Here is a 20,977-nt window from a genome sequence, read left to right on the forward strand (position 1 = left end):
TTAATGGAAAGATTCCACCAACCCGTGTCAGCGCTGGACCCAAATCGTGGTGTCCGGCGGGATGGTTCCGTCGTCGGGCAGAGGGCCGCTGGACAGCAGAATCTCGCCGCCCAGGTCGAGGCGGACCGGCTCCTCGCCCGTGTTGAGCACCACGACCAGCCCCGGATCACGCTCGATGGCCAGCACGTCCTTGGGGGAGTCGAGCCAGGTCAGTGTGCCGCCGCCGAGCGCCGGGTGCTCCTTGCGGAGCCTGAGCGCGGCCCGGTAGAGGTTCAGGGTGGAGCCGGGGTCGTCCTCCTGGGCCTCGGCCGACAGCGGCCCCCAGGAGCCGGGGATCGGCAGCCACGGGTTGCGCCAGCCGAAGTCGCCGGAGGCCGTCCACGGGATCGGCACCCGGCAGCCGTCGCGGCTCTCGCCGGTGCGCCGGAACGCCGGGTCCTGGCGCAGCTCGTCCGGCAGGTCGAGCACCTCGGGCAGGCCCAGCTCCTCGCCGTTGTAGAGGTAGGCCGAGCCGGGCAGGGCCAGCATGAGCAGCGTGGCCGCCCTGGCCCGGGCCAGGCCGCCGTGGCGGGTGACGTGGCGGGGCTTGTCGTGGTTGGACAGCACCCACGTGGTGGGCGCGCCGACCAGCTCGGCCTCCTTGAGCGACTTCTCGATGACCGTACGGAACGACTTGGCGTGGAAGTCGGCCATCATGAACTCGAAGTTGAACGCCTGGTGCAGCTCGTCGGTCCCGACGTAGCGGGCCAGCCGCTCAGGGGAGGACACCCACGCCTCGGCCACCGCCATCCGGCCGCCCGGGTAGGAGTCCAGGATGGGCCGCCACTCGCGGTAGATCTCGTGCACGCCGTCCTGGTCGAAGTAGGGCAGCTGCTCGTCACCGAGCATCTCGGCCTGGCGGCCCTCCTTCGGCCCCACGTCGGGCAGTCCCTCGGCCTTGACCATGCCGTGCGCCACGTCGATCCTGAAGCCGTCCACGCCCCGGTCGAGCCAGAAGCGCAGGACGTCGCGGAACTCGGCGCGCACGTCAGGGTTGTCCCAGTTGAGGTCGGGCTGCTCGGGCGCGAACAGGTGCAGGTACCACTGCCCGTCCTCGACCTGCGTCCACGCGGGCCCCCCGAAGATCGACTCCCAGTCGTTGGGCTGGTCGCGGAAGATGTAACGGTCGCGCAGCCCCGCCTTGAACCACGGGTGCTGGTCGGAGGAGTGGTTGGGCACCAGGTCCACGATGACCCTGATGCCCTTCTCGTGGGCGTCGGCGATGAGCGTGTCGAAGTCGGCGAGCGTGCCGAACATGGGGTCCACGTCCCGGTAGTCGGCCACGTCGTAGCCGCCGTCGGCCATGGGGGAGGTGTAGAAGGGGCTCAGCCAGATGGCGTCCACGCCCAGGTCGGCGAGGTAGCCGAGGCGGTCGCGCACGCCTGCGAGGTCTCCCATGCCGTCGCCGTCGGCGTCGGCGAAGCTGCGCGGGTAGACCTGGTACACGACGGCGTCACGCCACCAGTCGTCGTTGCCGAGCATGGCTGTCCTTCCCCGGATGCCCGAGATGTCCGCTGATGTTGTGGTGAAGGATGTCGCGATCGTTTGGCCAGGGTCAAGCGCAACTTGCGGAAAGTTGCACACATCACCTTCGACCCGCCCGTACTCCGGCTGAGGTCTCCCGAAAAGGGCGAAGGGTGTGGGGCTGAGGGCCGCTTTCGCCGGTGTTCGGTGAGGATCACGTAACGCTCTTTCGCAAGTTCTTCCAATTCTTGCAAAGTGCCGCTAACGTCCCGGAAACGTTAGAGCTTTCTTCCGGCGGCGGCGCTGGCGCGGCGCCGCCGTTCCTCCGTGACCTCAGGAGATCTCATGCGTATGCGGGCTCTGGGTGTGGCCGCTCTCGCGGCTCTCGCATTCGCCGCGACGGCGTGCGGCGATTCCCAGCCGGCCTCCCAGTCGGCTTCTTCGGCGGCACCCAGTGCGTCCGCCTCCACCTCGGCGGCGAAGAGCGGCGGCACGCTCGTGATCTGGGCCGACCCCAGCCGGGTCAAGCCGCTCAAGCCCTTCGCCGACCAGTTCGGCGCCGAGAACGGCGTCACGGTCGAGGTGAAGGAGATCAGCAAGGACAACCAGCAGACCTTCCTCACCGCCTCCCAGCAGGGCAGCGGCCCCGACATCATGATCGGCGCGCACGACTGGATCGGCAACCTCGTGCAGAACGGCGCCATCGACCCGGTCACGCTGACCGACGAGCAGAAGGCCGCCTTCTCGGCCAAGGCGATCCAGGCCGTGACGTTCAACGGGCAGATCTACGGCGCCCCGTACGCGGTGGAGAACATCGCGCTGATCCGCAACACCAAGCTCGCCCCCGAGGCGCCCGCCACGATCGAGGACATGATCGCCAAGGGCAAGGAGCTCAAGGCGGCCGGCAAGGTCAAGGAGGTGCTCTGCATCCCCGTCGGCCAGAAGGGCGACGCCTTCCACGTCTACCCGCTCTTCGCCTCCGCGGGCGGCGCGCTGTTCGGCGCCACCCCCACCGGCGACCCCGACGCCAAGCAGGTGCTGGTCGGCTCGCCGGATTCGGTCAAGGCGTTCGGCAAGCTCAAGGAGCTGGGCGAGAAGGGCGACGGCGCGCTGCGCACCTCGATCACGAACGAGAACTACATCGTGAACTTCGCCGGCGGCAAGTGCGCCTACCTGATCTCCGGCCCGTGGGCGATGAGCGAGGTCAAGAAGGGCGGCGTCACGTACGACATCACGGCCGTCCCGGCGTTCAAGGGCGGCAAGCCCGCCACCCCGTTCGTCGGCGTGCAGACGTTCTTCGTGGCTTCCAAGGGCAAGAACAAGGCGCTGGCCCAGGAGTTCGTGGCCAACTACGTGACCAACAAGGACGTCGCCAAGGCGCTGTACGAGGCCGACCCGCGGCCCCCGGCGCTGACCGCCGCCCTCCAGGAGGTCCAGGCGAGCGACCCGGACGCCGTCAAGTTCATGGACGCCGGCAAGGACGGCATGCCGATGCCGGCCATCCCTGAGATGGCGGCGATCTGGGAGCCGTTCGGCATCGCCGAGAACGCCGTCGTCAAGGGCGGCGACGCGGCCAAGGCCGCCGAGGCCGCGCAGAAGGCCATCGACGGCTCGCTCAAGCACTGATCATGGCGCTCGACGTGCGCGAGGCCGTGGAGACCGAGCCGTCTCCACGGCCCCGCCGGGAGATCACCACGGCGTTCGTGGTGAGCAGGATCGCGGTGCTCGCCGTGGCCGCCGCGATCCTGCTCTACGCCGTGCCGCCGCTGGTCGCCACCGGGTCATGGGTCTCGCTGGCGCTGCTGTGCGCGGCCGGCGCGGCCATCGCCTACCTCTACCTGACCCGCCGCTTCATCCCGGCCAAGTACCTGGTCCCCGGCACCGTCTTCCTCATCGCGTTCCAGGTGTTCCCGGTCGTCTACACGGTCACCACCGCGTTCACGAACTTCGGCGACGGGCACCGCGGCGACAAGGCCGCCGCCATCACCGCCATCGAGACCGGCTCCGTACGGCAGGCCCCCGGCTCGCCCGAGTACGCCCTGACCGCCGCGCTGCGCGGCGACCAGCTGGTGTTCCTGCTGGTCGACCCGAAGACCAAGCAGGTGCGCTTGGGCGACTCCAAGGGGCTGTCGCCGCTGGCGGGCGCCCAGGTCGGCGTCACCGGCAAGGTGCTGAGCGCGCCCGGGCTGACCGTGCTCAAGACGCCCGAGGCCGCTGCCCGCGGCCAGGACATCTCCGCGCTGGCCGTGCCCACCGGCGACGGCGTGATCAAGGCGAACGGGCTCAGCCGGGCCGTCGAGGGCAAGGCGGCGCTCGTGTACGACGCCGCCTGCGACTGCGTGCGTGGCAACGGCGACACGTGGAAGGCCGACGAGGGGCAGGGGTACTTCGTCAACGCCAAGGGCGAGCACCTGGCGCAGGGCTGGCAGGTCGGAGTCGGGTTCGACAACTTCGCTCGCGTGCTGACGAACCCCACTATTTCGGGATATTTCGCCGGGGTGCTGGGCTGGAACCTGGTCTTCGCGCTGGCCTCCGTGCTCGGCACGTTCGCGATCGGCATGTCGGTCGCGCTGGCGCTGCACCATCCGCGGATGCGCGGCACCCGGTTCTACCGGATCGCGCTGATCCTGCCGTACGCGATGCCCGCCTTCGCCATGCTGCTGGTGTGGCGCGACATGTTCAACCGTGACTTCGGCCTGATCAACCAGCTCCTCGGGGCCAACATCGACTGGCTGGGCGAGCCGGGCACCGCCAGGCTCGGCGTGATCCTGGTCAACCTGTGGCTCGGCTTCCCGTACATGTTCCTGGTCACCACCGGCGCGCTGCAGGCCATCCCGCGCGAGCTGACCGAGGCGGCGGCCATCGACGGGGCCACGCCGTGGAAGGCGTTCCGGCGGGTGACGCTGCCGCTGCTGCTGGTCGCGCTCACGCCGCTGCTGATCTCGTCGTTCGCCTACAACTTCAACAACTTCAACGCGATCGCGCTCACCACCGAGGGCGGGCCGTTCCCGGCGGAGAACCCGCAGGTGGGCGGCACCGACCTGCTGATCACCTACACGTTCAGGCTGGCGTTCGGGGCGGGCGGCGCGCAGTTCGGCTTCGCGGCGGCGATCTCGGTGTTCATCTTCACGATCGTGGCCGTCATCTCGGCCGTGGCGTTCCGCCGCACCCGCAAGCAGGAGGAGGTCTACGCGTGAAGCTCGCCCTCAGACATGTCTTCGTGCTGGTCGTGTGCGCCTTCGCGCTCTTCCCGATCCTGTTCGTGGTCTCGGCCGCGATCAACCCCATGGGCACGCTGGCCTCCACCGAGTTGCTGCCGACCGGGGCCAGCCTGAGCAACTTCGCCAACCTGCTGAGCTCCGACAGCTACCCGTTCGGCCGGTGGTTCTTCAACTCCGTGTTCATCGCGCTGGTGGCCTCGTTCGCGAGCCTGCTGCTGTCGATGTTCGCCGCGTACGCCTTCAGCCGCATGCGTTTCGCGGGCCGCCGGGTGGGGCTGCTGGCGCTGCTGCTCATCCAGATGTTCCCGCAGTTCCTGGCCATCGTGACGATCTTCATGATCTTCACCAGGGTGACCGAGCTGTATCCGGCCTTCGGGTTCAACACCGTGTGGGGCCTCATGCTGCTCTACCTCGGCGGCGCGCTCGGCGTGAACACCTGGCTGATGAAGGGCTTCCTCGACACCGTGCCGAAGGAGCTGGACGAGGCGGCCACCGTGGACGGCGCCACGCACGCGCAGATCTTCTGGCGGGTCATCATGCCGCTGGTCACGCCGATCCTCGCCGTCACGGCGCTGCTGGCGTTCATCGGCACGATGAGCGAGTTCCTCATGGCGAACGTGTTCCTGCGCGACCCCGAGAGCAAGACCCTCGCCGTCGGCATGTACGGCATGATCGCCGGCGACCACCGCAACGCGAACTTCGGCATGTTCGCCGCGGCCACGTTGCTTACCGCCATTCCCACGGTGGGTGTGTTCCTCTGGTTGCAGAAGTACATCGTCTCCGGGCTCACCGCCGGGGCTGTCAAGGGATAGGTCTCATTGCGCTTCATCGGGGAGCCGCATCACGACGGCTCAGCTCTGTACGTCTCCGACCAGCAGCCCGCCGTGGGCTCGCGGGTGACGCTGTGGTTGCGGGCGCCGCTGGCCGCGGGGGTCACCGGCGTGCACGTACGTACCGTGCACGACGGCGAGCCGCGCTACGCCGAGGCGGCGCCGGACCCGTCGCGGCGGGATGTCGGCGGATACGGCGGCACGGACGTCTGGTGGCGGGCCGAGATCACCGCGGTCAACCCCGTCACGCCGTACCGCTTCCTGCTCCACAGGGAGGGCGGCCAGGCGTGGCTGACCGCGGCCGGGCTCGTCACGCACGACGTGACCGACGCGAGCGACTTCCGTCTCGTGTGCCACCAGGCGCCGCCCTCGTGGATGTCGGACGCGATCGTCTACCAGATCTTCCCCGACCGGTTCGACCGCTCCAGGCCCCTCCCGGCAGGCTCGCGCGACCTGCCCGACTGGGCGCTGCCGCGTGACTGGGACCGCGACCCGGTCATCCCCAGCGGCCCCGGCACCTCCGAGCAGTTCTACGGCGGCGACCTCGACGGCATCGTCCAGCGGCTCGACCACATCCAGGGCCTCGGCGCCGACACCGTCTACCTGACGCCGATCTTCCCCGCCCGCTCCAACCACCGCTACGACGCCTCCACGTTCGAGCACATCGACCCGCTGCTCGGCGGCGACGAGGCCCTGCGCCGGCTGTCGGGAGCGCTGCACGCCCGCGGCATGCGGCTGCTCGGCGACATCACCACCAACCACTGCGGCGACACGCACGAATGGTTCACCGCGGCCGTGTCCGACGTGAACGCGGCTGAACGCGAGATGTTCTACTTCGACCCCGACACCGGCGACTACGAGTCCTGGTGGGGCGTCAAGACGCTGCCCAAGCTCAACTGGGGCAGCGAGCTCGTCCGCTCCAGCATGCGCGCGGTGCTGAAGAAATGGCTGGGGCCGCTCGACGGTTGGCGCGTGGACGTGGCCAACATGACCGGCAGGCGCGCCGCCGACGACCACAACCACGAGGTCGCCGCCATGCTGCGGGCCGAGCTCGGCCCCGAGGCCGCGTTCATCGCCGAGCACAACCACGACGCTTCGCCCGACCTCGACCGCGACGGCTGGCAGGGCACCATGAACTACGGCGGCTTCACCCGTCCCGTCTGGACCTGGCTGCGCGGGTCCGAGCTGGACCTGGACCACTTCCTCGGCGTGCCGGGCGGGGTGCCGGCGCGCGACGGGCTGGCCACGCTCGCCACGTTCAGGTCGTTCGCGTCGCACCTGTCATGGCGCACGCTCGTGCACTCCTGGCAGCTGCTCGACTCGCACGACTCGCCGCGCATCCGCACCGTCACCGGCTCGCGCGAGCGCCACCTGCTCGCGCTCGGGCTGCAGGCCACGCTGCCGGGCACGCCGATGGTGTTCGCGGGCAGCGAGTTCGGCCTGACCGGTGTGAACGGCGAGCACTCCCGCACCCCGATGCCCTGGAACCGGCCCGCGGACCAGGACCTCCCGACGCTGGCGGCCTACCGGGAGCTGCTCGGGCTGCGCCGCGCCGAGCCCGCGCTGCGCCACGGCGGCCTGCGCTGGCTGCACGCCGACGCCGACTGCCTGGTCTTCGCGCGTGAGACGTACGAGGAGTCGATCCTGGTGTGCGTGCGGCGGGCACCTGGCGCTCCGCTCCGCCTCGGCGTCCAGGCGTCCGGCGTCTACAACGCCGAGGACGGCGACGTGCTGCCCGGAGAAGGACCCTCGCTCCGTATCTGGCGCCTCAGGCGTTGATCACGCTACCGTTGGCTTCCCCCCAGCTCCAACCCGATCGTGGTGTGCACAATGAGGTTGCTGCCCATAGCCGTCGTGGCCGTGGTCCTGCCCGCGTTATCTTTCCCGGTCCCCGCTCACGCGATGGCCGGCACCACGTACTACGTGGACTCCAAGGCAGGCAATGACGACTCGGCGGGCACCAGTGCCACCGCGCCGTGGAAGTCGCTCGACAAGGTCAACTCCGCCGACCTCAAGCCGGGCGACGCCGTCAGCTTCAAGCGCGGCAGCTCCTTCACCGGCCCGCTCCGGCTGGCGGCCGACGGCACCGCGGCCCGGCCCATCGTCATCCAGGCGTACGGTCGCGGCCCGCTCGCCAAGATCAGCGGCATGGACGACGACTGCGTCCTGGTCACCGGCAGCCACTGGCGCATCAGCGGCCTGCGCGCCTCCGGCTGCCGCTGGGCCGGCTTCCAGGTCGGCGGCGACCACAACGAGCTGGCCGGCGTGCACGCCGACCACAACATCGCCGGCATCTTCGTCACGCCGTCCGGCTCGCGCAACACCATCCGCGACAGCGTCCTGACCGACAACAACCGGATGAGCGTCAACGACGAGGGCGGCGACAACGACTCCGGCGCCTTCGGCGTGCTCCTCCAGGGCGACGACAACCTCGTGACCGGCAACACCATCACCGGCAGCTTCGCCAAGAGCATGGACTACGTCACCGACGGGTCCGCCGTCGAGATCTTCAACGGCGACCGCAACCTCGTCACCTACAACACCGCCAGGAACAACGAGACCTTCACCGAGCTCGGCGCCCAGAAGGGCAAGACCGCCACCGGCAACGTGTTCGCCTTCAACGTCGTGACCTCCTCCCGCGGCCGCGGCTCCTTCCTCATCACCCGCGGCCCCCACCACGTCGTCGGCCCCGTCAAGGGCACGGTCGCCGTGCACAACTCGGTCTACCTGCCGGCCAGGAACACCATCGGCTGGTCGTGCCACGACGGCTGCGCCCCGTCGATCCTGAAGCTGCGCAACAACGTGATCGTGGTGGGCGGGGAGGCCGGCTGGGAGGACGGCAAGGGGGCCGACGACGGCGGCAGCGTGTACAAGGGGCTCGTGGCCCGCTTCAAGCTCGGGCCGAAGTCGGTCATGGCCGACCCGAAGTTCGTCTCCCGGACCGACCTCCGCCTGCGCCCCGGCTCCCCGGCGCTCGGCCGCGGCCTGACCCTCACCCCCAAGTGGTACGGCGGAAAGGCCCTCGGCAAGGACATCACCGGCAAGCCCCTGTCCGGCACGCCGGACGCCGGGGCCTACCAGCACTGAGATGCACTCCATATAAAGATATAGTCAGTGTATGGAGGAGACGCGGCGCGAGCGCAAGAAACGCCAGACCAGGCAGCTGCTCGTCAGTACGGCGCTTCGGCTGTTCGCCGAGCAGGGATACGAGCAGACGACCGTCGCGCAGATCGCCGCCACGGCCGACGTCGCCACCAAGACGTTCTTCAACTACTTCCCGACCAAGGAAGACGTACTGCTCGCCCAGGCCGAGCAGTACATGGAGCTGTCGGCCGACGTGGTCGCCGGGCGGGCGCCGGAGGACGGCGTCGCCGAGGTGCTGCTCAAGGCCTACAAGCAGGTCATCGCCCACTACCTGACCATGGGCCCGATGGCCGGCGACCGCGAGCTGACGAAGGTCTACGAGCAGGTCGTCATGACCGTGCCCGCCGTTCAGGCCAGGGCCCTGCACCTGCTGTTCGAGATGCAGCGCGAGCTGGCCGGGCAGCTGCTGAAGGCCTTCCCCGACAAGCTCGACCCGATCAGCGCCGCGGCGGTGGTCGGCATGTTCATGGGCGCGGTCCAGTCCGCGGGCGGCGCCGCGCGGGAGCTCGGCCAGTCGGAGGAGGGGATCGTGGAGTCGATGGACCGCAGCGTCGAGATCGCCCTGCGGGGGCTGCGCTCGTTCTAGAGTAGGCGGGTGCTTCCAGATCTTCGCCAGCCGCTGGTGAGGCAGCTCACCGAGTCCGACGCTCCCCGCCGCTACTGGCACATGGCTGACGACGACGGGCGTGCCTGGCTGTTCGAGAGCGTCGAGGGCGACGGCCGCGAGCAGTGGGCGATCAGGCAGGTGCTGGTGGGCACCGACCGGGCCGCCCGCCGCTACTGGTGGCGCCACCTCCAGGACGAGCACGGCTTCCTCGCCGACCAGCCGCTGGAGGTCTGGGAGCTGACCGAGATCACGGAGCCGGCGTTCGAGGCCGTGTGGGAGGCGAGCGCCGGCTGAGCCGGGCTCAGCCGCGAGTGGCCAGCGCCGGGTAGAGGAGGTCGAGCTCGCCCGAGAGCGCGGCCCGGGTCTCGCGGCTGATCGTGTCGGCCAGGACCTCGTACGCCCCGGCCTCCACGGCGTCGAGCGCCTGGGCGACGACCTCCTCCGGGGAGATCTTCGGGCCGGTGACGCGGGCGGCCATGTCCGTGTCGATGTAACCCGCGTGCACGCCCACGACAAGGGTGCCCTGCTCCTTGAGCTCCACCCGCAGGGCGTTGGTCAGCGACCACGCCGCCGCCTTCGACGCGGCGTACGTGCTCACCTGCGGGAACGTCACGAGCGACAGCACCGACAGCACGTTCACCAGCGCGCCGCCGCCGTTGCGGGCCAGGACGGGGGCGAAGGCGCGGCTCATGGAGAGGGTGCCGAAATAGTTGGTCTCCATCTCGGCGCGGGCCGAGTCCAGGTCGGCGGTGCCCGAGCGGGAGATGCCGGCGTTGTTGATCAGCAGGTCCACGTCGGCGCAGCGGTCCGCCGCGGCCGAGACGGCGGCCGGATCCGTCACGTCGAGCTGGAGCGGGGTGAGGCCCTCGCCGGTGATCGTGGCGGGGTTCCTGGCGGCCGCGTAGACCGTGCGGGCGCCCCGGTCCAGGAGGGCCCGGGCGAAGGCGGCGCCCAGGCCGCGGTTGGCGCCGGTGACGAGGGCGACGCTGCCGGAGATCTTCATCTTGTTCCTTTGGTTGTCGTTAGAGGCGTTCGAGAATCAGAGCGTTGGCCAGGCCGCCGGCCTCGCACATGGTCTGCAGGGCGTAGCGGGCGCCGCGCTCGCGCATCGCGTGCACCAGCGTCGTGGCGATGCGGGCGCCGCTCGCGCCCAGCGGGTGGCCGAGCGCGATGGCGCCGCCCTTGACGTTGACCTTGGCCGGGTCGGCGCCGGTCTCCTGCAGCCAGGCCAGCACGACGCTCGCGAACGCCTCGTTGACCTCGAACAGGTCGATGTCGGCGAGACTCAGCCCCGCGCGGCGCAGCACCTTCTCCGTGGCGGGGACGATGGCCGTGAGCATGAGGATCGGGTCCGCGCCCGCGACGGCGAAGCTGTGCAGGCGGGCCAGAGGACGCAGGCCCAGGCGGGCCGCCGTCTCCGAGCCGGCGATCAGCACGGCAGCCGCCCCGTCGTTGATCGGGCTGGTGTTGCCCGCGGTGACCGACCAGTCGATCTGCGGGAAGCGCTCGGCGTAGCCCGGGTCCGCGAAGGCGGGCTTGAGGCCGGCCAGGATCTCCGGCGTCGTGCTCGGGCGTACGGACTCGTCCCGGTCGAGCCCGGCGATGGGAGCGAGCTCGCCGGCGAAGGAGGCCGCGGCGGCCTTGCGGTGCGAGTCCGCGGAGAACGCGTCGAGCTGCTCGCGGCTGAGCGACCACTTGGCGGCGATCAGCTCGGCGCTGATGCCCTGCGGCACCAGGCCCTCGGGGAAGCGCGCGGCCATAGCCGGGCCGAACGGGTCGGCGCCGGGAGGCACGTTCGACCACATCGGCACACGGCTCATCGACTCCACGCCGCACGCCACCACCAGGTCGTACGCGCCCGCCATGACCCCCTGCGCGGCGAAGTGCACAGCCTGCTGGGACGAGCCGCACTGCCGGTCCACCGTGACCGCGGGCACCGACTCCGGGAAGCCGGCCGCCAACCAGGCGTTGCGCGTGGTGTTCATGGCCTGCTCGCCCACCTGGTCGACGCAGCCGCCGATCACGTCGTCCACCAGCGACGGGTCCACGCCGCTGCGCTCGATCAGGGCGCGCAGAGTGTGGGCCAGCAGGTCCACCGGGTGGATCCCGCTCAGTCCGCCGCCCGCCTTGCCCTTGCCGATCGGAGTGCGTACGGCCTGCACGATGACCGCGTCACGCATCGCGCCCTCCTTGTGAGTTGGAAAACTGAACCCACCCTAGCGCGAGCGAGTTGGGTTTTCCAACGCACCTCTGATCAGCCGGAGAAACTCACCACGCCGTTGATGATCAGATGGACGGCCGTTTCGAAGTCGCGGTCGATCTCTTCGGGGTCGTCCGACATGTGTCCCTGGGTCTCGGCCACGATGAAGCCCGCGACGAACGCGTTCAGGATCTCGCTCGTCCGCCGCAGCTCCGGCTCCGGCACCCCCGCCAGCCGCAGGATGCGATAGAGCGTCTGCCAGATCACCAGCCGATGGTCGGAGACGAGCTGCGGATGGGTGTGCACATATCCCCACAAGGCCGGATGCTCTCGGGCGTGCCGGTGGTAGGCCAGCGCGAGCGCCTTGAGCTGGTCCTGCCAGGAGGCGCCGTCGTCCGGCGGCATGTACATGCGCTCGGCCGCGGTGGCGCAGACCAGCCTGAGCAGTGCCTCCTTGTTCTCCACGTGGTGGTAGAGCGACATGGGGTTGACGTCCAGCTCGGCCGCCAGCTTGCGCATGGACAACCCCTCCACTCCGCCCTCGTCTATCAGGCGTACCGCCGTGGAGCCGATCTCTTCGAGAGTCAGGGGCGTACCCCTGCGCGCGCTCACCGCCATACACCGTATGGTAGCGTCAGCCATACGGTGTATGGCTACCCGAAGGGAGCAATCATGACGCAGATTCCCGCACCCCAGGGCCTGCCCTTCCTGGGCAACACGCTGCAGATTCCCTCTCACTCGCCGGTGGAGCACTTCGTCCAGGTCGCCTCCCGGTACGAGGAGGGCATCTTCAGGCTGGAGGTCGCCGGTCGCACGATCGTGCTGGTGTACGACCCCGATCTGGTCGCCGAAGTGTGTGACGAGAGCCGGTTCGTCAAGCGCATCCGGCCGCCGCTGTCGATCGTGCGCGATTTCGGCGGCGACGGGCTGTTCACGGCCGACCACGACGAGCCGGTGTGGGGCCACGCGCATCGCATCCTGATGCCCGCCTTCAGCCAGCGCTCGATGAAGGCGTACTACTCGCAGATGCTCGAGATCGCCGAGGAGCTCGTCGAGTCGTGGGCGGGTCGCCAGGGGGAGGACCTGCCCGTCGCCGACGACATGACCAGGCTCACCCTGGACACGATCTCGCTCACCGGGTTCGGCTACCGGTTCCACTCGTTCGACTCGCCCGAGCTGCACCCGTTCCTGCGGGCCATGGGCGGCGCGCTGACCGAGGCCATGCTGCGCAACCAGCAGCTGCCGTTCGTCACCAAGCTCAAGCGCGGGCACGAGGAGGCGTACCGGCGCGACATCGCCACCATGCAGGAGCTCGTCGACGACGTGATCAGGCAGCGCCGCGCCGAGGGCGTCTCGGGCTCGAAGGACCTGCTGGGCCTGATGCTGGAGGCGTCCGACCCGCAGAGCGGCGCCCGCCTGTCCGACGAGAACATCCGCAACCAGGTCCTCACCTTCCTCATCGCCGGCCACGAGACCACCAGCGGGCTGCTCTCCTTCGCCCTGTACAACCTGCTGCGCGACCCGCACACCCTGGCGCGCGCCTACGACGAGGTGGACCGGCTGCTGCCGGGCGACGAGCCGCCCACGTACGAGACGATCATGAAGCTTGACGTCATCCCCGCATCCTGGAGGAGACGCTGCGCCACTGGTCGCCGATCCCGCTGTTCGGCGTGAGCGCGGTCGAGGACACCACGATCGGCGGCTACCCCATCGCCAAGGGCCAGGGCGTCGGCATGCTGCTGCCCGCGCTGCACCGCAACCCCAAGGCGTGGGAGCGGCCCGACGAGTTCGACATCGACCGCTGGCTGCCGGAGAACAAGAAGAACCACCACCCCGGCGCGTACAAGCCGTTCGGCAACGGTGAGCGGGCCTGCATCGGCCGCCAGTTCGCGCTCACCGAGGCCAGGCTGGCGCTGGCGATGATCCTGCGCCGCTTCGCGATCTCCGACCCGAACGTCTACCGCATGAAGATCAAGCAGACGCTCACGCTCAAGCCGGACGGGTTCACCGTGCGGGTCCGCGAGCGGCGCGCGCACGAGCGGGCCGTCGTCGTGGCCCCTGAGGTCGAGGAGAGCGAGCAGCAGGAGATCGCCGTCACCGGCGTCCCGCTCACCGTCGCGTACGGCTCCAACCTCGGCACCAGCTCCGACATCGCCGAGCGCCTGGCCGAGCGGGCCGGTCGCGCGGGCTTCGCCACCACGCTGACCACGCTCGACGACATGACGCCCCCGAGCGAGGGCCTGCTGGTCGTGGTCGCCTCCTCCTACAACGGCAAGGCCCCTGACAACGCCCAGCGCTTCGACGCGCTCGAGACGCTGCCCGACCTGTCCCGTGTCCACCTGGCCGTGCTGGGCTGCGGGAACACGCAGTGGCCCACATACCAGGAGTTCCCGCGGCGCGCGTACGAGAAGCTGACCGCCGCGGGGGCCGTGCCGCTGATCGAGCGCGGCGAGGCCGACGCGGACGGCGACTTCGACGGCGACGTGTCCGCATGGACCGCCAAGCTCTGGGCCGCGCTGGCCGAGGAGTACAGCGCCTCCACCGACAGCGCTGGGCCGCGCTACGAGATGGAGGTGCTCAGCGAGGCCGAGGTCCGGCCGGCCGTCGTCTCCTCGCGGGCCTTCCCGCTGACCGTCGTCTCCAACGAGGAGCTGACCGGCGACCCCACCGGACTTTGGGACTTCTCGATCGAGGCGCCGCGTCCCGGCGTGCGCTCGATCGTGGCCAGGCTGCCCGAAGGCGTCACGTACTCGGCGGGCGACCACGTGGCCGTCTTCGCCAAGAACGACCCCGAGCTGGTGGAGTGGGCGCTGCGCTGCCTGCGCGTCCCCCGCGAGCAGGTGGTACGGCTGCGCGCCGCCGGATCCACCCACCTGCCCGTGGACACGCCGGTCACGGCGGGCCTGCTGCTGACCGAGTTCGCCGAGCTGCAGGACGTGGCCACCAGGGCGGACATCGAGGCGCTGGCCGCCCACACCGAATGCCCGTGGACCGGCGGTCAGCTCGCCGAGCTGACCGCCAACTACGCCGACGAGATCCTCGCCAAGCGGGTCTCCCCGCTGGCGCTGCTCGAGCGCTTCCCGGCGATCTCGCTGCCCCTGCCGGTGTTCCTGGAGATGGCCGGGCCGATCAAGCCGCGCTACTACTCGGTCTCGTCCTCGCCGCTGGCGGACCCCGGTCTGGTGCGGCTCACCGTCGGCCTGGTCGAGGGCCCCGCCTGGTCGGGCACGGGCACCTACCAGGGCATGTGCTCGGCCTACCTCGCCTCCCTGAAGGAGGGCGAGGTGTTCTACGGCTACATCCGCGTGCCCGCGCCGCCGTTCCGGCTGCCGGACGACCCGGCCACGCCGGTGATCCTCGTCGGCCCCGGCACCGGCTTCGCGCCGCTGCGCGGCTTCCTCGAGGAGCGCCTGCTGACGGGCGCCACCGGCCGGGCCGCGATCTTCACCGGGTGCCGCCACCCTCAGCACGACCAGCTGTACGCAGGCGACCTCGCCCGCTGGGGCGTGACGGCACACGCCGCGTACTCCGCCGTGCCGGGGCACCCGTACCGGTTCGTCCAGGACGCCATCGCCGCGCACGCCGACGAGGTGTGGGAGCTGCTCTCGCAGGGCGCCCACGTGTACGTGTGCGGCGACGGGCTGCGGATGGCCCCGGCGGTGCGGCAGGCGCTGCTGGACATCCACCGGGAGCGGACGGGGCAGGACGGCGCCGCGTGGCTGGCCGGGCTGGAGGCGGCGGGGCGCTACCAGCAGGACGTGTTCGCCTGACCGCCTCGGACGCACCCGACCCCCCTCGCGGTGGCGCCGGGGGGGCGGGTGTTCAGGTGGGTCGGTAGCGCCGTGGGCGTGGAGTGGCACGGCGGCGCCGCCGGGCGATAGCGATGCGGGCGGTCTGCGTATCCCCGCCGGGGTGATCCGCGACAAGCGCCCTCCGAAGGCGCCGCGTCGGCGAGAAGTGGCACCGGCGGCGGCTCTGGGTGGCGGGGCGTGGGCGACGCTGGGCGATGGGGCTCCACGCGGGTCGGTGGCACGGTGAGCGGGAGTGGCACGGTGGAGCCGCCGGGGGAGGGCGATGCGGGCGGTTCGCGCACTCCCGCGGGGCGACCCTCGCGGCAAGCGCCCTCCGAAGGCGCCGCGTCGGCGAGGAGTCGCACGGCGGAGCCCGGCGCGCTCTCACGACGGCCCACCACGGCGTTTCCCGGGGAGCGGCGTGCTCTCACGACGGCCCACCACGGCGTCGTTCGGCGCACTCCTACGATGACCACCACGGCAGCCGAAGGCTGGGCCCGTGCGGTGCGTGTCGGACAGGGGCGTGGGGCCAGCGCGCGGCAGGCTGGGTTGTAGAGCCTTGGTGGTGTGCAGGGGTTTGGGGTGCCGCGCCAGGACCTGGCGTGGCGCCCTGGGAGGGGGCGTACCATGACCTGCGGAAACTTGCGCCAGCCCTTTATCGACAATACGGACTTAACGCTGCATGCTGGGATATAACCGCAGCATGTGCGACATATCCGTGGAATATTCTCGAAATCTTTCCACGGCACTGTGGGAGCCTCTGGAAAGGGGGCGGCAATGCTGCTGCGACTGAGGGTGTCGCTGCCGGACCGGCCTGGCGGCCTTGGCCAGGTCGCGAGGGCTCTGGGTGCGCTTGGCGCGGACATCTTGCAGGTCATCGTGCTCGAACGCGAGGGCGGTCGGGCCGTGGACGACTTCACCGTCTCCTGGCCGGGGCCGGTGACCACGTCCGAGGCCCGCGAGCGGCTGTCCGCGGTGCCGGGTGTACGGGTGGAGGGCGTCTGGGCGACCAAGGAGGTGCCGGGTTCGGCGCTGGACTATGACCTGCTGATGCATGTCGTGTCCGAACCCGCACGGGGCTTCGCCACGCTGGTGGACGCGCTGCCGGGGTTGTGCGGAGCGGAGTGGTCGGTGGCACTGGCCGATGGAGCCGTGCGGCACGCCTCGCTGGCCGCTCCCAAGAAGTTCGAGCTGGACCTGCCGGAGCCGCCCCCGCGTGCCGCCACCATGGACGCCAACGAGCTGCGGCTGATGCTGCTGCCGGTGGTGGCCCAGGGCCTGCATCTGGTGGTCGCCAGGGCGGACGGGCCGGTGTTCCACCGCGCCGAGCTGGAACGTGCCGCCCGCATCGTGGACGTGGTCGCCAAGCTGGCCTCCCGGGCCTGACCCGCTGACGGCCGAACGACGTCCGGCGATCTATCGTGCCCTCATCACGAGGCCCGGACGCAGCCACCATCGCCGGCCTCCCGGAATGCGAGTCCGCGTGGCAGGTCTGGCGGCCGTCACCGGCACGGTATCCCGAACGATTCAGGACTCGTCCAAGTGGCCGCTCACGAGGCCGCTCTCCCAGGCCCAGGAGGCGATCCCGACCCGGTTGCGCACCCCGAGCTTGACCTGGATACCGGAGACATGGCCCTTGACCGTGCTGAGCGAGATGAACAGCTCTGCGGCGATCTCCTGGTTGGTACGGCCCCTGGCGACCGCCCGCACGACCTCGATCTCCCGCGCCGACAGCGACTGCCCGGCCCGGCGGGCGGACGCCGATCCGCCGGCCCTCACATGCCGCAGCAGCCGCAGCGTGATCGACGGCGAGATCAGCGCCTCCCCGGCGCCGGCCGCGCGCACGGCCTCCACCAGCAGGGCCGGTCCCGCGTCCTTGAGCACGAAGCCGACAGCGCCGCCCCGCAACGCGCCGTAGACGTACTCGTCCAGGTCGAAGGTGGTCACCACGACTACTCGGAGCGGGGCGAGCACGCCGGGGCCGGCCAGGGCGCGGGCGACCTCGACGCCGTTCATGCCAGGCATCTGAACGTCGACCAGGCACACGTCCGGGCGCAGCCGACGGGCCAGGGCGACCGCCTCGTCGCCGTCGGCGGCCTCGGCGACGACCTCGATGTCGGGCTGGTCCTCAAGGATGACCCGCAGGCTGGCGCGGACCATCGCCTGGTCATCGGCCAGCAGGACACTGATCGTCATCGACGCTCCCGCGCGGGCAGAGGCAGGGTGGCGCGTACCGACCAGCCGGCGCCCTGACGCGGGCCGGCGTGCAGCGTGCCGCCCAGGGCCTCCACGCGTTCCCGCATGCCGAGCAGGCCGTATCCGGCACGGCGGTGGGGCCGGGCGGGAACGGGCGGGGCGTCGTCGCAGACCTCGACCGTGACGGTGTCGCGGTCGAGGGCAACGGTGACGTCGACGGTGCGGGCGTGCCGGGCGTGGCGGGAGACGTTGGTCAGCGACTCCCGTACGACCCGGTAGACGGTGGTGGTCACCTCAGGCGGCCAGGCGGGCTCGTTCTCGCCGTCGGGCAGGTGCAGGCGTACCTCGGGGCCGTCGAAGCGCTCGACCAGGTCGCTGAGGCGTTCGGGACCGAGCGCGGGCGGGGCCGCCTCGTCGGTCTCGCGCAGCAGGCCCACGAGGCGGCGCATGGCGGCCAGCGCGTCGGAGCCGGCCTCCTCGATGCCGGACAGTGAGCCGCCCAGCCGATCGGGCTGCCTGCGGGCGAGGACCTGGGCGGCCTGGGCCTGGAGCACGATGCCGGTCACGTGGTGGGCGACGACGTCGTGCAGTTCCCTGGCGAGTTGGAGACGCTCGTGGCGGCGTACGTGGTCGGCCATGGTGCGGCGGCGGACGGCCAGCACCTTGTGGCCCAGGCCGAACGCGACCCCGGCCAGCCATCCGCCGAGGTTCAGCGTCGTCACGGGTGCGAGGGCCGCATGGGCGGTGAGCAGGCTGCCGAGGGCCACCGCGAGCCCACCGGCCGCTACGGCGCAGGCCGCCGGGCTCGGGAGCGCCCTGACCGCGGAGCCGACCAGCACCGACAGGCCCAGCACCATGGCAGGGCCCGGCTCGGCCGGTAGATCGGCGTACCGGCTCGCCAGGACGGCCGCCGCCGCGACGGCCAGCCCCGCCACCGCCGCCCACGTCCGCCCGCGCCGACGCGCCAGGGCGAGCCCGCACACCATGGCGCCGGCGGCGCAGCCGAACTGCCAGTAGCCGCCGCCCCAGGTGCCGGCGATCCGGTACGCCCCGAAAGCGAGCAGCCCGGCGAACGCCACAGCGAGCCCGGCGTCGACCGTGACGCGGACACCCCTCCCGGGCACGCCGGAACCTGCGGCCAGCTGATTCCCGACGTTCACGCAGTCCAGGCTAGGAGGCCGGGCCCCGCTGGCTGAATCAGCCAAAAGTACGATCTCCGCCCGCCCGCCCCCTCTTCGCCGCGCTGGCGAAGCGCGCCATCCTCGCCGTCCGATGACTGTGGTCCACGTTCAGTCGTGGCGGGGCAGGCCTGACACCTCGTGGCCGGCGTGGAACAGAGCCTCGGCGATGAGGGCCCGTACGTGTGAGTCACGGGCCCGGTAGAGCACGCGACGCCCGTCCCTGCGGGTGTCCACCAGTCCCGCCAGCCGGAGCTTGGCCAGGTGCTGTGACACGGACGGCCGGGGCACGCCGATGGCCTGGGCAAGCGAGTTCACATCCTGCTCGCCGGACGACAGCAACCACATCAGCCTCAGGCGGGTGCCGTCGCTCAGCATGCGGAAGGCGTCCACGGCCGCGTTGACCTGGGCGGGAGTGGGTTGCTCCTGCATCTGGTTCGCACCTGAGACGTTGTCGCGTGCGTACATAACTACATATCCTGATAAAAACGGACGAATTGCGCAAGCGAGGGATGCCATGGCTGAGCAGCAGGACCTTCGAGGGCACGGGCATGGGCACCAGCGGTCGGGGGCGGGGAGGGGACTCGCGCACATGGTGCACGAGGTCGTTTCCCACGGCCTCTTCAGGACGCACAGCCACGACAGCGCCGACAAGACCGACGCCGCCCTGGAGTCCAGCAGCCGTGGCATGCGTGTGCTGGCCGTCTCGTTCGCCGTCCTGATGGCCACCGCCGCCGTCCAGGCGGTGATCGTCGTCGCCTCAGGCTCGGTTGCGCTGCTCGGCGACACCCTGCACAACCTGGCCGACGCCCTCACCGCCGTCCCGCTGGCGATCGCGTTCTCCCTCGGCCGCCGCGCCGCCAACCGCCGCTTCACCTACGGGTACGGCAGGGCGGAGGACCTCGCGGGCATCGGCATCGTCCTCCTGATCGCCGCCTCGGCGGCCCTGGCCGGGTACGAGGCCGTCGTGCGGCTGCTCGATCCCCAGGACATCAGGGCCGTCGGCTGGGTGGCGGGCGCCGCCCTGGTCGGGTTCGCGGGCAACGAGTGGGTGGCCCGGTACCGGATCAAGGTGGGCAGGGAGATCGGCTCGGCCGCGCTGGTGGCCGACGGCCTGCACGCCAGGACCGACGGCTTCACCTCGCTTGCCGTACTCCTCGGCGCGGGCGGCGCGGCCCTCGGCTTCCCCCTCGCCGACCCGATCGTGGGACTGCTGATCACGTTCGCCATCTGCTTCGTCCTGCGCGACGCCGCCCGCGAGATCTACCACCGGCTCATGGACGCCGTGGACCCCGCCCTCGTGGACCACGCCGAACGCATCCTGGCCGCGGTGGACGGGGTGCGGCGGGTCGGATCCGTACGCCTGCGCTGGATCGGCCACGCCCTGCACGCCGAGGTGGAGATCCTCGTGGACCACGGCATGTCGGTGGTGGACGCGCACGCGGTGGCGGTGGAGGCCGAGCATCGCCTCATCCACGAGCTCCCACGCCTGAGGGCCGCCACCGTACACACCGACCCACACGGCCCGGCAGGCGCCGACCACCACGCCTCGCTGTCCGCCCATCGCACCCACTGAACTGCGACCTACCCTGGCGCGACCTCGGCGAGCCTGGCGAGCAGGGCGGTGACCCGTTCGCCCGCCGCCTTCGCCCCGCCGGAGGTCAGCGCCGAGCCCATCCCGCAGGCCACGGCGCCCGCCGCGATCCACTCCGGCGCGTTGTCGATGGTCACACCTCCGGTCGGGATCGCCGGAGCCTGCGGCAGCGCCGCCCGTACGTCCCGCAGCCACGACGGTGACACGGCGGAGGCCGGGAAGATCTTCACCGCGTCCGCACCCTCCTCCAGAGCCCGGACGATCTCGGTCGGGGTCGCCACGCCGGGGAAGACCGGCACGCCGTAGCGGTGGCCGGTGCGGATCACGTCGGGATGCAGGCTGGGCGAGACCAGGAAACGCGCCCCCGACTCCACGGCGGCGCGGGCCGCGGCGGCGTCCAGCACGGTGCCCGCGCCGACCAGCGCCTCAGGCCGCCGCTCGGTGAGCCGCGCGACGGCGGCGAGCGCGCGCGGCGTGGTGAGCGCCACCTCCACGGCTCTCAGCCCCGCGTCCAGCACCGCCTCGGCGGCGGCCAGCGCCTCATCGGGCCCCGGGCTCCTGACGATCCCGAACACCCGCTGCTCGGTGACGGCTCGGACGATCTCCCACCGATACATGACTCCCCTTCTGACGGTGAACGTCGTGCGGGCCGCTGACGTGCGGGCCGCGGAACGCGCCGCACGCGCCCGCGTCCGGGTGCACGGCGCCGGCGG

At 71.0% G+C, this 20,977-nt stretch carries 19 protein-coding genes; 11 read left to right on the plus strand and 8 right to left on the minus strand.

All coding sequences use genetic code 11. From position 1 onward, the window contains the following. Positions 1-27: 27 nt before the first annotated feature. Entirely contained in the window at positions 28-1,521 is a 1,494-nt protein-coding gene (locus ACQPWU_RS21455) for a glycoside hydrolase family 13 protein (protein ID WP_433442670.1), read from the minus strand. Positions 1,522-1,848: 327 nt separating this feature from the next. Between ACQPWU_RS21455 and ACQPWU_RS21460 the strand changes: the two genes are divergently transcribed. From ACQPWU_RS21460 to ACQPWU_RS21490, 7 genes are all read left to right on the plus strand, one after another. Then, positions 1,849-3,129, plus strand: coding sequence for a sugar ABC transporter substrate-binding protein (locus ACQPWU_RS21460; RefSeq protein WP_433442672.1), 1,281 nt, complete (start codon positions 1,849-1,851; stop codon positions 3,127-3,129). Positions 3,130-3,131: 2 nt separating this feature from the next. Then, entirely contained in the window at positions 3,132-4,700 is a 1,569-nt protein-coding gene (locus ACQPWU_RS21465; RefSeq protein ID WP_433442674.1) for an ABC transporter permease subunit, read from the plus strand. Beyond that, the gene (locus ACQPWU_RS21470) at positions 4,697-5,536 is read left to right on the plus strand and encodes a sugar ABC transporter permease (protein ID WP_433442676.1); all 840 of its coding nucleotides are present in this window, start codon (positions 4,697-4,699) and stop codon (positions 5,534-5,536) included. Before ACQPWU_RS21465 ends, ACQPWU_RS21470 begins: the two co-directional genes overlap by 4 nt. Positions 5,537-5,542: 6 nt before the next feature. Then, positions 5,543-7,333 (plus strand): glycoside hydrolase family 13 protein, encoded by a 1,791-nt coding sequence (locus tag ACQPWU_RS21475; RefSeq protein WP_433442678.1) that lies wholly within the window; start codon positions 5,543-5,545, stop codon positions 7,331-7,333. Positions 7,334-7,456: 123 nt separating this feature from the next. Then, complete coding sequence (locus ACQPWU_RS21480) at positions 7,457-8,641, plus strand: right-handed parallel beta-helix repeat-containing protein (protein ID WP_433442680.1); 1,185 nt, start codon at positions 7,457-7,459, stop codon at positions 8,639-8,641. 31 nt (positions 8,642-8,672) lie between these two features. Then, positions 8,673-9,284 (plus strand): TetR/AcrR family transcriptional regulator, encoded by a 612-nt coding sequence (locus tag ACQPWU_RS21485; RefSeq protein ID WP_433442682.1) that lies wholly within the window; start codon positions 8,673-8,675, stop codon positions 9,282-9,284. 9 nt (positions 9,285-9,293) lie between these two features. Further along, positions 9,294-9,599, plus strand: coding sequence for a hypothetical protein (locus ACQPWU_RS21490; RefSeq protein WP_433442684.1), 306 nt, complete (start codon positions 9,294-9,296; stop codon positions 9,597-9,599). A gap of 7 nt (positions 9,600-9,606) precedes the next feature. Here ACQPWU_RS21490 and ACQPWU_RS21495 read toward each other — a convergent pair whose 3' ends face one another. The 3 genes from ACQPWU_RS21495 to ACQPWU_RS21505 all read right to left on the minus strand — a co-directional run bounded on the left by ACQPWU_RS21495 (position 9,607) and on the right by ACQPWU_RS21505 (position 12,123). Then, positions 9,607-10,308 carry an SDR family oxidoreductase gene (locus tag ACQPWU_RS21495; RefSeq protein WP_433442686.1) on the minus strand — a complete coding sequence of 234 codons (702 nt, stop codon included), beginning with the start codon at positions 10,306-10,308 and terminating at the stop codon, positions 9,607-9,609. Between the two features lie 19 nt (positions 10,309-10,327). After that, the gene (locus ACQPWU_RS21500; protein WP_433442687.1) at positions 10,328-11,485 is read right to left on the minus strand and encodes a thiolase family protein; all 1,158 of its coding nucleotides are present in this window, start codon (positions 11,483-11,485) and stop codon (positions 10,328-10,330) included. A 74-nt stretch (positions 11,486-11,559) separates the two neighbouring features. Next, a complete protein-coding gene (locus ACQPWU_RS21505) occupies positions 11,560-12,123 on the minus strand; it encodes a TetR/AcrR family transcriptional regulator (protein WP_433442689.1) in 564 nt (187 codons plus the stop codon). A 54-nt stretch (positions 12,124-12,177) separates the two neighbouring features. Here ACQPWU_RS21505 and ACQPWU_RS21510 point away from each other — a divergent pair, with 54 nt between their 5' ends. The 3 genes from ACQPWU_RS21510 to ACQPWU_RS21520 all read left to right on the plus strand — a co-directional run bounded on the left by ACQPWU_RS21510 (position 12,178) and on the right by ACQPWU_RS21520 (position 16,682). Beyond that, positions 12,178-13,179 carry a cytochrome P450 gene (locus tag ACQPWU_RS21510; RefSeq protein ID WP_433442691.1) on the plus strand — a complete coding sequence of 334 codons (1,002 nt, stop codon included), beginning with the start codon at positions 12,178-12,180 and terminating at the stop codon, positions 13,177-13,179. Then, positions 13,176-15,275 (plus strand): bifunctional cytochrome P450/NADPH--P450 reductase, encoded by a 2,100-nt coding sequence (locus tag ACQPWU_RS21515; RefSeq protein ID WP_433442693.1) that lies wholly within the window; start codon positions 13,176-13,178, stop codon positions 15,273-15,275. The genes ACQPWU_RS21510 and ACQPWU_RS21515 overlap by 4 nt, the downstream gene beginning before the upstream one ends. Before the next feature lie 798 nt (positions 15,276-16,073). Beyond that, positions 16,074-16,682 (plus strand): ACT domain-containing protein, encoded by a 609-nt coding sequence (locus ACQPWU_RS21520; protein ID WP_433442695.1) that lies wholly within the window; start codon positions 16,074-16,076, stop codon positions 16,680-16,682. Between the two features lie 141 nt (positions 16,683-16,823). On the opposite strand, the gene ACQPWU_RS21525 is transcribed toward ACQPWU_RS21520, so the two are convergent. The 3 genes from ACQPWU_RS21525 to ACQPWU_RS21535 form a co-directional block, all read right to left on the minus strand. Then, positions 16,824-17,492: a response regulator gene (locus ACQPWU_RS21525; protein WP_433442697.1), complete on the minus strand. Its 669-nt coding sequence runs from the start codon at positions 17,490-17,492 to the stop codon at positions 16,824-16,826. After that, complete coding sequence (locus ACQPWU_RS21530; protein ID WP_433442699.1) at positions 17,489-18,652, minus strand: sensor histidine kinase; 1,164 nt, start codon at positions 18,650-18,652, stop codon at positions 17,489-17,491. Before ACQPWU_RS21530 ends, ACQPWU_RS21525 begins: the two co-directional genes overlap by 4 nt. A gap of 129 nt (positions 18,653-18,781) precedes the next feature. Next, on the minus strand, positions 18,782-19,138 hold the full coding sequence (locus tag ACQPWU_RS21535) for an ArsR/SmtB family transcription factor (RefSeq protein WP_433442701.1): 357 nt from the start codon (positions 19,136-19,138) through the stop codon (positions 18,782-18,784). A 49-nt stretch (positions 19,139-19,187) separates the two neighbouring features. On the opposite strand from ACQPWU_RS21535, the gene ACQPWU_RS21540 reads away from it, so the two are divergent. Next, the gene (locus tag ACQPWU_RS21540) at positions 19,188-20,246 is read left to right on the plus strand and encodes a cation diffusion facilitator family transporter (protein WP_433442703.1); all 1,059 of its coding nucleotides are present in this window, start codon (positions 19,188-19,190) and stop codon (positions 20,244-20,246) included. Between the two features lie 8 nt (positions 20,247-20,254). Here ACQPWU_RS21540 and ACQPWU_RS21545 read toward each other — a convergent pair whose 3' ends face one another. Then, a complete protein-coding gene (locus tag ACQPWU_RS21545; protein ID WP_433442705.1) occupies positions 20,255-20,881 on the minus strand; it encodes a bifunctional 4-hydroxy-2-oxoglutarate aldolase/2-dehydro-3-deoxy-phosphogluconate aldolase in 627 nt (208 codons plus the stop codon). Positions 20,882-20,977: the final 96 nt, after the last annotated feature.

It is taken from the genome of Nonomuraea sp. CA-141351, from assembly GCF_050944675.1.
In the GTDB taxonomy this organism is placed as follows: Bacteria; Actinomycetota; Actinomycetes; order Streptosporangiales; family Streptosporangiaceae; genus Nonomuraea.

Excerpts from the sequence above, each read along its gene's own strand:
- ACQPWU_RS21455 (WP_433442670.1), bottom strand. The coding sequence starts at position 1,521 with ATGCTCGGCAACGACGACTGGTGGCGTGACGCCGTCGTGTACCAGGTC.
- ACQPWU_RS21460 (WP_433442672.1), top strand. The coding sequence starts at position 1,849 with ATGCGTATGCGGGCTCTGGGTGTGGCCGCTCTCGCGGCTCTCGCATTC.
- ACQPWU_RS21465 (WP_433442674.1), top strand. The coding sequence starts at position 3,132 with ATGGCGCTCGACGTGCGCGAGGCCGTGGAGACCGAGCCGTCTCCACGG.
- ACQPWU_RS21480 (WP_433442680.1), top strand. The coding sequence starts at position 7,457 with ATGGCCGGCACCACGTACTACGTGGACTCCAAGGCAGGCAATGACGAC.
- ACQPWU_RS21485 (WP_433442682.1), top strand. The coding sequence starts at position 8,673 with ATGGAGGAGACGCGGCGCGAGCGCAAGAAACGCCAGACCAGGCAGCTG.
- ACQPWU_RS21495 (WP_433442686.1), bottom strand. The coding sequence starts at position 10,308 with ATGAAGATCTCCGGCAGCGTCGCCCTCGTCACCGGCGCCAACCGCGGC.
- ACQPWU_RS21500 (WP_433442687.1), bottom strand. The coding sequence starts at position 11,485 with ATGCGTGACGCGGTCATCGTGCAGGCCGTACGCACTCCGATCGGCAAG.
- ACQPWU_RS21505 (WP_433442689.1), bottom strand. The coding sequence starts at position 12,123 with ATGGCGGTGAGCGCGCGCAGGGGTACGCCCCTGACTCTCGAAGAGATC.
- ACQPWU_RS21510 (WP_433442691.1), top strand. The coding sequence starts at position 12,178 with ATGACGCAGATTCCCGCACCCCAGGGCCTGCCCTTCCTGGGCAACACG.
- ACQPWU_RS21520 (WP_433442695.1), top strand. The coding sequence starts at position 16,074 with ATGCTGCTGCGACTGAGGGTGTCGCTGCCGGACCGGCCTGGCGGCCTT.
- ACQPWU_RS21525 (WP_433442697.1), bottom strand. The coding sequence starts at position 17,492 with ATGACGATCAGTGTCCTGCTGGCCGATGACCAGGCGATGGTCCGCGCC.
- ACQPWU_RS21535 (WP_433442701.1), bottom strand. The coding sequence starts at position 19,138 with ATGTACGCACGCGACAACGTCTCAGGTGCGAACCAGATGCAGGAGCAA.
- ACQPWU_RS21540 (WP_433442703.1), top strand. The coding sequence starts at position 19,188 with ATGGCTGAGCAGCAGGACCTTCGAGGGCACGGGCATGGGCACCAGCGG.
- ACQPWU_RS21545 (WP_433442705.1), bottom strand. The coding sequence starts at position 20,881 with ATGTATCGGTGGGAGATCGTCCGAGCCGTCACCGAGCAGCGGGTGTTC.